Annotated in this window: 14 protein-coding genes; all 14 read left to right on the top strand. The window is 64.9% G+C overall.

Translation table 11 applies throughout. From position 1 onward, the window contains the following. The coding region (locus QZY44_RS28010; protein ID WP_295455830.1) for a hypothetical protein at positions 1-328 on the top strand (328 nt) is incomplete at its 5' end. 38 nt (positions 329-366) lie between these two features. After that, complete coding sequence (locus QZY44_RS28005) at positions 367-1,656, top strand: hypothetical protein (protein ID WP_295455828.1); 1,290 nt, start codon at positions 367-369, stop codon at positions 1,654-1,656. A 3-nt stretch (positions 1,657-1,659) separates the two neighbouring features. Beyond that, on the top strand, positions 1,660-2,448 hold the full coding sequence (locus QZY44_RS28000; RefSeq protein ID WP_295455826.1) for a hypothetical protein: 789 nt from the start codon (positions 1,660-1,662) through the stop codon (positions 2,446-2,448). Positions 2,449-2,475: 27 nt separating this feature from the next. Continuing rightward, on the top strand, positions 2,476-3,018 hold the full coding sequence (locus tag QZY44_RS27995) for a hypothetical protein (protein WP_295455824.1): 543 nt from the start codon (positions 2,476-2,478) through the stop codon (positions 3,016-3,018). Then, the gene (locus QZY44_RS27990) at positions 3,015-3,575 is read left to right on the top strand and encodes a hypothetical protein (RefSeq protein ID WP_295455821.1); all 561 of its coding nucleotides are present in this window, start codon (positions 3,015-3,017) and stop codon (positions 3,573-3,575) included. Before QZY44_RS27995 ends, QZY44_RS27990 begins: the two co-directional genes overlap by 4 nt. Next, positions 3,572-4,180: a DUF2634 domain-containing protein gene (locus QZY44_RS27985; RefSeq protein WP_295455819.1), complete on the top strand. Its 609-nt coding sequence runs from the start codon at positions 3,572-3,574 to the stop codon at positions 4,178-4,180. Before QZY44_RS27990 ends, QZY44_RS27985 begins: the two co-directional genes overlap by 4 nt. Continuing rightward, complete coding sequence (locus tag QZY44_RS27980; protein WP_295455817.1) at positions 4,177-5,292, top strand: baseplate J/gp47 family protein; 1,116 nt, start codon at positions 4,177-4,179, stop codon at positions 5,290-5,292. Before QZY44_RS27985 ends, QZY44_RS27980 begins: the two co-directional genes overlap by 4 nt. Continuing rightward, positions 5,280-6,383 (top strand): hypothetical protein, encoded by a 1,104-nt coding sequence (locus QZY44_RS27975; RefSeq protein ID WP_295455815.1) that lies wholly within the window; start codon positions 5,280-5,282, stop codon positions 6,381-6,383. The genes QZY44_RS27980 and QZY44_RS27975 overlap by 13 nt, the downstream gene beginning before the upstream one ends. 45 nt (positions 6,384-6,428) lie before the next feature. Beyond that, a complete protein-coding gene (locus tag QZY44_RS27970; protein WP_295455813.1) occupies positions 6,429-6,911 on the top strand; it encodes a hypothetical protein in 483 nt (160 codons plus the stop codon). Between the two features lies 1 nt (position 6,912). Continuing rightward, on the top strand, positions 6,913-8,979 hold the full coding sequence (locus tag QZY44_RS27965; RefSeq protein ID WP_295455811.1) for a DUF4815 domain-containing protein: 2,067 nt from the start codon (positions 6,913-6,915) through the stop codon (positions 8,977-8,979). Further along, on the top strand, positions 8,976-10,199 hold the full coding sequence (locus tag QZY44_RS27960; protein WP_295455809.1) for a hypothetical protein: 1,224 nt from the start codon (positions 8,976-8,978) through the stop codon (positions 10,197-10,199). The genes QZY44_RS27965 and QZY44_RS27960 overlap by 4 nt, the downstream gene beginning before the upstream one ends. Beyond that, positions 10,199-10,510 carry a hypothetical protein gene (locus tag QZY44_RS27955; RefSeq protein WP_295455807.1) on the top strand — a complete coding sequence of 104 codons (312 nt, stop codon included), beginning with the start codon at positions 10,199-10,201 and terminating at the stop codon, positions 10,508-10,510. The genes QZY44_RS27960 and QZY44_RS27955 overlap by 1 nt, the downstream gene beginning before the upstream one ends. After that, positions 10,500-11,924: a hypothetical protein gene (locus QZY44_RS27950; protein ID WP_295455804.1), complete on the top strand. Its 1,425-nt coding sequence runs from the start codon at positions 10,500-10,502 to the stop codon at positions 11,922-11,924. The genes QZY44_RS27955 and QZY44_RS27950 overlap by 11 nt, the downstream gene beginning before the upstream one ends. Then, the gene (locus QZY44_RS27945) at positions 11,925-12,305 is read left to right on the top strand and encodes a hypothetical protein (RefSeq protein WP_295455802.1); all 381 of its coding nucleotides are present in this window, start codon (positions 11,925-11,927) and stop codon (positions 12,303-12,305) included. It begins immediately after the preceding gene. Positions 12,306-12,373 lie beyond the last annotated feature (68 nt).

Here is a 12,373-nt window from a genome sequence, read left to right as displayed (position 1 = left end):
GGCGGATGGCGCGCCGGCGCTCGGTGGTCCACCCCCCGCGGCGGATGGCGCGCCGGCGCTCGGTGGTCCACCCCCCGCGGCGGATGGCACGCCCCTCACGATGCGCATGCCCCCTGCTCTGGGCGACGCACTCTCGGGAGCGCGCGCGCCGGTGGCACCCACCGCCCAGTTGAACGGGCAGGTCGCCATGGAGTTAGTCGTGCGCAATGAACGGGGCGCCGTCATGGGGCGCCGTCATGGGCTAGCGGTCTCTGAGCCACGTCTGTCCGGGTCAAGCGCCGGGCGGATGTCCTGGAACGAGTCGGTCTCGCTCGGAGCGCTCGGATGACCACCTCGATTACGTCCTACCGGCCCGAGATCAAGGTCTTGATCGATGGCGCGGACTACGCGTCGAGCCTCGGCGATCGGGGCGCGGTGCATTTGCAAAAGTCGCTGTACGCCCCCGCGGGCGAGGCGCACGTCCATTTCCCGGACATGCCCACCTACTCACGCGACTCGCTCTACGGCATCCTCAAAATTTTGCAGCCGCTGGATATCCGTATCCGGCGAAAGCCTGATCAGGACTGGACCACGGTGTTCCGCGGCTTTGTGCGCTCAATCGGGCGCGACGAGCAAGTGGGCTCTGACGGCCGGGTCCAGCGCTCGGTCACGGTCGTCGGCCATGACTGCGGCGCGGCATTTCTCATGCAGACGCTGGGCACGATCGTCACCTGGCAAAACAAGGACAAGCCCCTCTTTCAGTCGCTTGGGTGGCTGTCGAGCTGGCTCACCGGGAAAGAGCTGACACAGAAACCGCACAAGATCGGCGACTTTCTATGGGAGGTCGCCACCCAGTCGACCAAGAGCATCATGGAGAAGGCGGCGTTTTTCTTCCAGAAGCAGTTCACGGTGGACACCGGCTACGTGATCCCCACCCAGGTCACGTCTCTGGAGGGTCCGGTCTGGAGCTTGCTCTCGCGCTACAGCGACGCGCCTTGGAATGAATTTTTTGTCCGCGAGGGCCGGGATGACCCAGAGCTGGTGTTCCGCCCAACCCCCTGGCTCGATGTCGATAACAATCCCCTGTCGGGCGGCAAGACGCCCCTGGCCCTCGAGATTGCGCTCAGCGATATCCTGGCCCTGTCGGCGCATCGCGATGACGCCGAGCTGGTAAATCACGTCTGGGTCAACTCCCCGGCGTTGGCCGGAGCGGAGTACGTGCAGATGAAAGACCTGAAGGAGGGGCTGGTGACGCCGGATACCCGGGAGCAGTTCGGGGACCGCGCCCCCCAGGGTTTGGCCACTTGGCTCGGACCGACCGAGAAGTCGCCAGAAAACGCCCCCGAGGGCGAGTTTCCGGAGATCACGGCAAAATACAAAGAGTGGATCACGGAGCGCCAGGCGTGGGCCGTGAAGGCGGGGTCCCAGGTTCATGAGCTGGAGCGCGGCGCGGTGACGTGCAAAGGCAACCCGACTTTACGGGTGGGGGAATACATCCATGTGGCTCGTGGCCCGCTGCTCGATTGGAACGGGTACTGCGTGTCGGTCTCGCACGATTTCCAGCCGTTTCACCGCTACGTCACCACCGTGGAGTACATCCGCGGGACCCAATGGCTTAACCGGAAGAAAATCGCGAGCTCCAATCCCTGGGACAAAGAGCGCGCAACAGGAACATAAGGCATGATTTCCGAGACGTTCGCTGCAAATTCGGTCCGTTTGGCGCGGGTCACCCATGTGTACCCCGAGGGGCAGACGATGGACGTCTGTTTCCTCGACACCGGAGACTTTGGGCGCCATGTGCAGCTCATGACGCCCTACGGCGGGTCGGACTTCGGATTCACCTCGGGGGTTCCCTCCCCCGCCGCCGAGGGGCACGACGAAAACATGCACAATGATCCCGATAAACGAACCGTGACTGTCGTGGTGGCGAATATGCAGGGCAAGCATATCGCGCTCGGGTTTATGTACCCGCAGGTCACCCAGATGGCCTTTTCAAAAGACAGGGACAAAAACCGGATGATCGAGCGGCACCCGTCGGGGTTCTATCGCACGATCGACGACGAGGGCAACATGGACATGCGCCACCCCTCGGGGGTTTTCATAAGGATCGGTGCCGGATCGGCGCCCACGGACCTGACGGGGCGCGACTTTGACGGGCGCTGGAAAGTCGAGGACTCGGGCTCCACACCCACCGTCACCATCGGCGGACCAAACTACAGCCTGACCCTCGCGCACGGCGGAGCTGTGACCCTCACCAGCCAGGGCGCGCTGACGGTGACCGCGGCGGGCGCGGTGAGTGTCACCGCTGCCTCGGCATCCATTACGGCCCCCACCACCATCACGGGCGACCTGGCCGTCACCGGCGCCATCACGGCGACCGGAGACGTCACCGCGGGCAGTATCTCGCTGCAGAATCACGTAAACACCGGCGTGGTGTCCGGAGGGAGCAACAGCGGTCCGCCCGCGTAGCGCCCGTCGTGACAGCACACTAAGATCATGGACCCCATCTCTCAAAAAGACCGCCCGATCGGGCTCCTGCTGCTCGACTCGACCTTCCCGCTGCCCGCGTTCACCCTGCTGTCCCCGCGGCCGGAAGACCTGCAATACACCCACCCGGGGCGCGGCACGGTGGTGCAGACGTTCAATGGCGGATTCGTCGACGATTTTGGCGAGGGCCTTACCGACATCAGCGTCTCGGGGCACACCGGGTGGGCGGGCGGGTCGGTGCCCGGCGAGTTGCAGTTCTACACTCTGCGCGACCTGGTGGTGCTCCAGTACCACCAGGCCCGCAAGACCAAGGCGGACGCTGGTCAGTCGATCGATACCGTCAAACTGTACTGGGTCGACACCCTTAACCTGTTCGTCTACGAGGTCTATCCGGTTTCCTTCACGTCGAAGAAAAACAGGCAGAGGCCCTTGCTGTACCAGTACAGCATGCGGTTGATCGGCATCAACCGGCTGTTTGGGCTATCCGACCTGATCGGCGCGGTGAGCGGCGCCATCGGCGGGGCCGTCAGTGGCGCCATGGCCGCCCTATGAGCACCCCCGCGCTGCTGTCTCTGACCGAACCGGGCGCGGTCCCGGTGGCGGCGCAGGCGCGGCTGCTGGAGACGGGCGCGGCCCTGCTCGCTGAGAGTCGGCTGGCCCGCGCGGGGGCCTATGCCGGGGTCCTGCTCCGGCTGTCCGAGATCGCCGTACGCGCGGCACCTTTGCTAGCCCTAGCCGTCGCGGATCAGGCGCAGGAGCGCGAACTGGCCGGGCTGGCCAACGCCGAGCGGATCGCGGCGGCGGTGCTGCCCCTGCTCCACGAGGTGGCCGTGCGCCGGGTCCGCCACGAGCGGATCGTGGCCATGGGATGGGCCAGGATGTGCTGGCGGGTGCTGGCCGATGTGGTGCTAACCCGGCGCGAGTTCGCTGCTGGCGCCTATTTGGGGAGCACCTGGCCGAGCACGCTGAACCACGCGCCGATCCGGGTCCTGCCCGGGGCTGAGCCGGCGCTGCAGAATCTGGCGCGGGACGCATTGATCTTCTCCTCGGGGTGGTCGGTGGACGCCCTGGCCGCGGACCTGACCCGGTATGTCGGGGTCGGCGAATGAGCCGGGTCAAGCAGGCCACGATCGGGCAGGGCGACGACCTACGGGCCCTCGCGCAGCGAGAGCTCGATGACGCGGCACGCTGGGTCGACCTGGCTCGGCTCAACGATTTGCGCCTGCCCTTTATCGTCGCCTCGTACAAATCCGCTGACCGGCTGCCGCATACCGCGATCTGGGGGGACACGATCCTGATCCCGTGGGTGGGCAATAGCGCCCGCGTCCCGACCCCGATCGATAATTTCGGCGTCGACTTGGCGCTGCCCCACGGGCGGCTGGCAGCGACCGCCAGCGGCGACTTGGCCCTGGTCGTCGGTGCGGACAATGTCGTCCAGGCGTTGTCGCATCGGATCAGGACTCCCCGGGGGGAGATCACATATCACCCGGAGTACGGCAGCCACGTGGCCCTGGCCCTGGGGCTGCCGACCCAGCCCTTCATTTCGCTGATGGCGGCCACCTGGGTCTACGAATGCCTGGCTGAGGAGCCGCGCATTGCCCGGGTGCTGGCGGTCGACGCCCGGGCCTCGGGGGACGCACTGCAGGTGGCGGCGCAGATCGACATGGTGGGCGCCAACACCCCGATCGATCTCAACATGGTGCTAAACCCGTGACTGATATTTTTACCCCGAAGCCCTTTTCCGAGATCGTGGCCGGGATGGTCGAGCGCTTGCGCGTATCCACCGATCGGGTGACAGACTTCAATACCGGCTCGGTGGCGCGCTCGCTGCTGGAGGCCGGGGCGATTGAGCTGGATGACTACTATCAGGAGGTCTACACCGGGCTGCTGCGGGCGATCCCGACGGCGGTCTATCAAGGTTTTGGGTTCGCCATCAAACCCGCGGTGGCCGCCGCGGGGGTGGCACAGTTCATCCGGGGGGGCGATACCTCGGCGGCGCTGGACATCCCGGTGGGGACACGCCTGCAGTCCCTCTCGGGGTGCTATTACGTCACGGACGCCATCCTGACCCTGGCTATCGGGCACACCCAGGGCGCCGTGACGATCACTGCTGAGACCGTCGGCACGGTGGGCAACGCCGACCCGGGGGCACTGGCCATCGTGGCTGGGCAAGCCGGCGCCGGGGTGCTGAGCGCCGCCAATCCCGCGATCCTGTCGGGGGGCGAGGACGCGGAGACCGACGAGCAGCGCGCGTCCCGGTTCGCGGCCTACATCCTGTCGCTGTCCCGGGGCACTCTGGCGGCTCTGGAGTACGCCGCCACCCTGCCCGCGCTGTATCACCCGGTGACGGGCATCCTGTCCGAGCGGGCGCAGCGCGTGGGTACGGCAGAGGCACCCGGATATGTCGCCTTGTATATCCACAATGGGTCGCACGGCGCATCCGAGGCCCTGCTGGCGGCCGTGCAGCAGATCGTCGACGGCTACCGAGACGGCGCATCCGACACCTGGGTCGGCGGATACCGCCCCGCTGGCATGCGGGTCCAAGTGCTGGCGATGGCAGACCTCGCCTTTGACGTGGACCTTGAGCTGACGGCGACGATCGGCGCGGTCACTGCGACGGTCGAGGCTGCCGTGTCCGGCGCGCTCGGCCGCTGGCTGCGTGCGCGCGTCCCGGGTGATCGGGTGCGGCCGATTGATTTGGTCAATGCCGCCCTGGGGGTGGACGGGGTGTCCGCAGCGACGATCCTGGCGCCCACCACGACGATCACCGTGGCGCCCAGCTCCATTGCGTATCTGCGCGCAGCGACGGTCACATGGACCGCCTAAGCGACGACCTCGCGGGGCGCCTGGCCAGGCGCCTGCACAGCGTTTTTGACGTCGACCCCGAGGCGGTGCTGGCGCTGCGTGTCCAGCATGCCGCGGGTGCATCCTGGCGCGTGGCCGGCGATGTCCTGACGCTGACGGCAGCGGGGGTGTCGACGGTCGTGGCGCTGCCGGCCTACACCATGACCACGCTGGCGACCGCCCTGACGGCGGCCGGATACGACGTGGCCTACCTCAACCCGGCCCTGGCATCCACCAGCGCTACGGTGCTGCTCGCGGGTGCCGGGACCCAGGGCACCAGTAATGGCGATCATCTGCTGGCGTTCACCGCCCCCCTGGCGGCTCTGCTGACGGCGATCGGGCTGGGCATGGACGGTGCCAGAGTGAGTGTCGGCGCGGCCCTTGCGCAGATGGTGCTGCCCCAGGCAAGGCAAGACTGGGCGGACCTTTTCGGGTCTCTGTTCGGCATCCGGCGCTTAACCGGTGAAGAGGACGGCCTCTATACGGCGCGCATCATCGCCGAGACCCAGCGCACCCGCTCCAGCCCCGCGGCTATCTTGCGCAATATTCACCGGCTGACGGGGGAGACCCTGACGCTGCGCGAACCGTGGAAAGAGCTATTCACGCTGTCGGAGGATGCCCCGCTCAGCGGCGGCTACCACCTGCAAGGGGCGCCGGTGTGGCAGTTTCACACCGCGCAGCTCACCAGCGCGGGGGGGTCGCCAGACTGGGGGGCGGTCATGGCGGTGGCGCAGGCTGATCGTCCCGCGGGGACCCTCTTTCTCGGCCCCAATGCGCAACCCGCGGGCATCCTGATCGACAGCACGGTATCAGACCAGGCCGCGCTGTCGGCGTGCGGCGACCTGTTGTCCGCGGCTTGCGCGGAGCTGGTGTATGGCGCGCTGTCGAGTGACCTATCGCTGTCGGACTATTTCATCCCGCCGCCCTGGGAGTCGGTGCGTTTTGATGTCGGGTGGATCGTGTCGACCCCGCTGGGTGCCATTCGCAACCCCTGGCTGGGCCACTGGGATACGCGGACCTGGGCGGACTCGGCAACCGGCGATTTCTACCCCCCCGTCGAGACCACGGCTTAGCTGTCGTGACAGCACACTGGAGGCCAGGCTTAATGCGAGGGCGATATGGCAGTACTCACCAACACGGGCCGGACGGCGATGGCCGCGGCGATCATGGCGCAGCCATTGCACTTTGCATGGGGGAGCGGCGACCCGGACTGGGACACCCTGCCCGCACCCGCCACCCAGTTGGCCACAGCGCTCACCGCGGAGCTCGGTCGGATCGCGCCGACGCTGGTCGAGTATTGTGCTCCCGACGAAGCCGGCGCCATCGGTGTACCGAGTGGGCGCTACGCGGTATCGAGCGCGCCCACGCGGTACCTCCACCTGCAGTTCCAGTTCCAGTTCGAGGATGAGCCCGAGGGCGTCATCCGTGAGGGGGGGCTGTTTATGAATACCGCCCTGGCCGCGAACCTGCCCGGCGGACAGCGCTACTTTCCGCCCGCGGATGTGGACTCGCCAGGGACCCTACTTGCGATCGAGCGCTTCCCCAAGATCACCCGATCCGTGCAAAGCCGCCAAACCTTTGAATTTGTCCTGGTGATCTGACATGTCCCTGACCTATCCCGCAGGCTATTACGACCGCACGGACCAAACAAAACACTACGACCAGCACCTGTTCGTGGCATCGCGGGTGCTGCAAGCCGCTGAGCTCAATGAGATACAGTCCGAGCAGCACAATCGGCTGCGGCGCATCAGCGATGTGCTGTTCGAGGACGGCACCGTGGTCTCGGGCGCGGACGTCCTGACGCACACCACCGATGGCGTCTGCACGGTCGTCGCGCAGGCGGGCGCGCTGTATGTGGCGGGCGCGGTGCGGGGCATTGTGCCCAGGACGTTCACGATCGCGACGACGGGCAAGGTGGCCCTGGGGGTCTATCTCACCGAGGCCATCGTCACCGCGGCGACCGATCCGGGGCTCTATGATCCCGCGGTCTCCACGATCAATCAGGGCCAGTCTGGCGCCGCCAGGCTACAGGTCAGTATTGCCTGGGGCTACGCGGGCGAGGCGGGGGCGCCAGGGTCCTTCTACCCGGTCTACGCAGTGGAAGACGGGGTCGTTCTGGTGAAGACCCCGCCGCCGCAGATTGACGCGGTGTCTTTGGCCATCGCGCGCTACGACCGGCAGTCCGCGGGGGGCATGTATGTCTCCAGCGGCCTTGCGGTGACCTGCTTAGCGGATGACACCTCGGGGCGGCAGGTGTACTCCCTTGCGGCGGGCGTGGCCCGGGTCAATGGCGAGGAAATTATCCTCGATCAGGGGCGGCGCATTCCCTACGCGGGAACGGCCGACACCCGCCAGATCCTCCTGGAGCAGCACATCGCGAGCGGGGGCACCGAGCGAGTCGACGTCGCGCATCCGCCGATCGCCACCATTGAGCAGCTGGCCGTCGAAAAGCAGGCCTCGCTCACGAAGACGCGCGGGACCGCGGCGGGGGGCAAGGATTACCTCTCCCCGACCTATACCTCTGTCACCACGATTGTCAGTGTCGTGTCCGGCGAGACCACCTACACCGCCGGCCGGGATTACCTGCTGACAAGCGACGCGATTGACTGGTCGCCCCACGGCACAGAAGCCCTTGAGCCGGCTGCGGGCGTGACCTATACCGTGGTGTTGCGCTACATCGACATCGTCACTCCGACGTCCCCGGATGCCACGGGCTTTACGGTAAGCGGCGCCGCCGCTGGAACCAACATTCAGGTCTCCTACCACTGGAATATGCCGCGCTACGATCTGCTGTGCCTGGCGGCGACGGGCGAGACGGTCATCGTCAACGGCGTATCCTTCGCGTCCAATCCGCGCCCGCCGCAGGCCCCCTCGGGTCTGCTCGGGCTGGCGCTCATCGAGCAACATTGGTACCCGACCGGCACCCGCACGGTGACGAATGTCGCGGTCAAAATGGTGCCGATGAGCGATCTCAACGCCGTCAATACCCGCATTGATACCCTGTTTGCCTTGATTGCCGAGGAGCGTCTGGCGCTCAATTTGACGCTCGCGGACCCGACCGCGAAACGGGGGGTGTTTGCTGACGCCTTCTATGACGATGACCTACGCGATTCTGGCATTGCCCAGACGGCGGCCATCTTCGCCGGCGAGCTGACCCTGGGGGTCGCGGCTGTCGGCCATACCCAGTCCCTGGCCGCCGTCGGCACGCTCGACCGCTCGATCACGCCCACCACGGTGCTGGAGCAGACCCTGCAGACGGGGGCCATGCTCATCAACCCTTATGACTCCTTCGCACCGATGCCGGGGGTCGGGGTGCTCAGCCCCGCCGTCGATTTCTGGAGTAGCTTCCTGACTGACTGGACATCTCCCGTCACCAGGCAATTTAGTGAAGAGATCTGGACCAACCCCGACCGGCGCGACGCGATGCTAGCCTTCGGCGCCAGCGTCAATTACTACGGCATGGGCCTAGCTGCGTGGAATACGGTCCATACGGTGGTCGCTCAAGACGTGGTGCAGCAGACGATGATCGAGAAGGTTGGGACGCGCTACGCCGACGCCCAATATCTGCGCTCGATCCCGGTGTGGTTTGCGCTGAGCGGCTTCGGCGCGGGGGAAGTTCTCAACACCGTAACGATTGACGGGATTACCGTGACAGCGAGCGCGCCATGACCCTTATAGCGGACAGCACCGGTCGGATCGCCGGCCAATTCACCATCCCGGGGCCGAACCGGGTCACGGCCGGAGCGAAGCTCGTCGAGTTCACTGGCGCGGTTAGCCACGCGACGGCCACTTTCGTCGGCCGCGGCGCGGTCACCATCGAAGAGCTGCGGGTGGTCAACACCACGATCAATCGGCGCCTTCTGACCTGGACCGGCGACCCGCTGGCGCAGACCTTCATCCTGGACCGGCGCATCCAGCTCGCGGCACTGGATCTTTGGTTCACGGCGCTGGGGACGACGAAGGTTTTGGTGCAAATCCGCGAAGTCGCTAACGGGGTGCCGACGCTGGTCGTGGTGGCGGAGTCGCTCAAGATCCCCGCCGCGATCACCGTGGGGACCAGCACCCGCTTCCTGTTCGACCCGACCATTCTCGAGGCTAACCAGGAATACGCCATCGTCATCGCGTGCAATGACGCGGTGTCGGCCGTCGCCACCGCAGCGCTGGGCGAGTTCGACGCGACGGTCCAGCGGTGGGTGACGAGCCAGGCATACCAGGTCGGCGTGCTGCTGAGCTCGTCGAATAATCGCACCTGGACGGCGCACCAGACCAAAGACCTGACCTTTCGGCTGCTGGAGAGTGTGTTCACCTCGACCAGTAAGCGCGTGGCGCTCGATCCGGTCACCGTCGCCAACGCCGACCAGCTCATCGTGATGGCCGCCGTGCTGCGACCGACCCGCGACACCGATGTCGTTTTTGAGGTGGGCGCGGGCGGCGTGACCTATACCGTGGTCGAGGGGCAGCCCTTTTCGCTGCCGTCCACATACTCCGGGGAGGTGACGCTGGCCGCGATCCTGACGGGCACATCCTCGACATCTCCGGTGCTGTACCGTGACGTGCAGTTGATTTCGGGCGCGCGCATGGCGACCGGTGACTACGTGTCGCGCCTGATCCAGACCAACATCGGGGTGGCCGCTAGCGTCGCCTTGTCGGTTTATTACGATGCCATCCTGCCGGGGGGTGCCGCGGTAGTAGTGAGCGCCGAGCAAGGTGACGGCGGAACCTGGTCGACAGTGACCGCGGTCAGCAGCGCGACCCTGGAAGGTGACTGGGTCGAATACAAGCACGCGTTGACCGGTTTCACCCACATCGATACCAGGATCAAGCTCTCCCTAACCGGGACGGCCGCCGCGCGCCCCCGGGTCAGGAATCTACGAGTGGCCATCATCTGATGATCGACCAGAAGACCGAATTTTTTTCTCTCCCCCTGCCGCACCCCGACAATGATTTGGCGGAGGATGTCGGGCGCCTGCGCGAGTCGATCTCGCGCGTTGACGGGCTGATAAAGACACAGTCTGACTTGACGACCTCGGACGACCCCGCGGGGCTTGGACATATGCAAGCGGTGGTCGATAATCTTGGCACCCTCAATTCTCAGGTTGGAACGCTCACCTCCCAGGTGAGCGGCTTTACCGCCACCCTGCCCTTTTTCGTGGCCGCGGGCACGTCCGCGCCCATTCCGGTGACCATCAATGGCCGATAAAACCCCACTCAAAGCAATATTCACAGGAAGCGCTCCCACCGCTCTGGGCGAATATGCTGCCGGAGACACGGTGCCCATCGCTAGCGGCGGCACCGGCGCGGCGACGGCCAGCACCGCGCGGTCGAATCTGGGCCTGGGCTCGGCGGCGACCACCGCCGCCGCGGACTATGCTACGGCAGCTCAGGGGACGGACACCCGCGTCCCGACCATCGACGGTCTTACCGACATCGGCGCGGCCCTGGCGGACGGGGATGAGATTCCGGTCTACGACGTCTCGCTGGCGGCGGTCAAGAAAAGCGCCTTGTCGCGGGTGTGGACCTACATCTCCGGCAAGCTGGGCACCGCGGCAAGCCACGCCGCGACGGACTTTGAGCCCGCGCAGACGGCTGCGTCGCAAGCCGAGGTAGAAGTAGGCACCGAAGCCGGGCTGCGCTCCCTGAGCCCGCTGCGGGTCCGGCAGGCGGTGTCGGCGGCGGTCGGCGGGTTGTCTTTTCGCAATAAGATCATCAACGGAAGCTTCGACATCTGGCAGCGAGGGAATGGGCCGTTTACAGCAAATGCGGCGTATACCGCTGATCGCTGGCAAATCCAAGCCGCGGGCTCAAGTTTTACGTCCGTCGCTCCGGGCGCTAATACCTCCGGGGTGCCCTCTGAGCAGGCGTCTAAAGCTATCGTGCTGACAACGAGCTCGTCGGCTGGTGCTGGTAATTACGCCTTTCTGACTCAGAAGATTGAGGGAGTCCGGTCCCTGGCGGGAAAGACCGTGACGGTCTCCTTCTCGGCCAAAGTTGCATCAGGAACACACCTGCTGGGAGTTGGCTTGTCGCAGGGCTTCGGCACCGGAGGATCGCCATCGGGTGCTGTGGCGTGCCCTGGGGTGTCTGTCACACTGACAAACGCGATGGCAAGCTACTCCGTCTCGATTAGCGTCCCATCAATCGCGGGTAAAACGCTGGGGTCAAATAGCGATGATACCCTCACGCTAGAGTTTTGGTTCGACGCCGGGTCGAGCTTTAACGCGCGGTCGGGAACTGTCGGGCAAGCCTCGGGGGCGACGTTTACCATCGCTGCGGTACAATTAGAAGAAGGCTCATACGCTACGCCATTCGAGTTTCGGCCAATGCAAACGGAACTGGCGTTGTGTCAGAGGTATTATGAAGTCGGGTATATGCACTACCAAATAAGCACTACCCTAGCAGTTGTTGATAGTAGATGGTATCAACCGTTCAAAGTAACAAAAAGAATTGCTCCAACAGCCATTTCAAAAACGTCTGCTAGTTTTTCACCGTTTGTAACTGATACAGGCATAGCGCTGTTCTATACTGGGTTCTTACAAGTGGTTACTGGTATAAAAAGCCCCGTAAACGACTTAATAGGTTTCCTTTATTGGTGGTCTGTAGACGTGGAGTTATAAATGTATAAACTAACCCAAGGCGGGCAAGCCCGAAAAGAAATAGACGGCGGCTATGTTATTGCCACTCTAGACGACCGCGACTATCTCGCATGGCTCTCTGATGGCAATACTCCAGAGCCTGCTGATCCGATCGTCCCTAGTATTGCTCCGGTGGATGCCTGGCAAGGAAGATATGTCCTGGCTAGTATGCCACCCATTACGGAGGGACCTCTAGCATCCTATGACGGATCGAATGTCCTGGCACAGATTGATCAGTTCGTCGCAGCTAATCTCCCGGCGCCCGAGCGGGAGCGCTACCACGGCACGAAGACCTGGCTGAGAACCGATCCGATGGTATCCACCCTGGGTGCCCTGCTGGTTCCCCCGCGCTCGCGGGGATAGGCCCCGGCGTGTCCCTGGATTGGCTTCTTGAGGAGGGGTTCCCCCGCGCTCGCGGGGATAGGCCCGTC

Source organism: uncultured Thiodictyon sp., assembly GCA_903837595.1.
GTDB lineage: Bacteria > Pseudomonadota > Gammaproteobacteria > Chromatiales > Chromatiaceae > Thiodictyon.
This window is presented reverse-complemented; position numbering and strand designations above follow the sequence as displayed.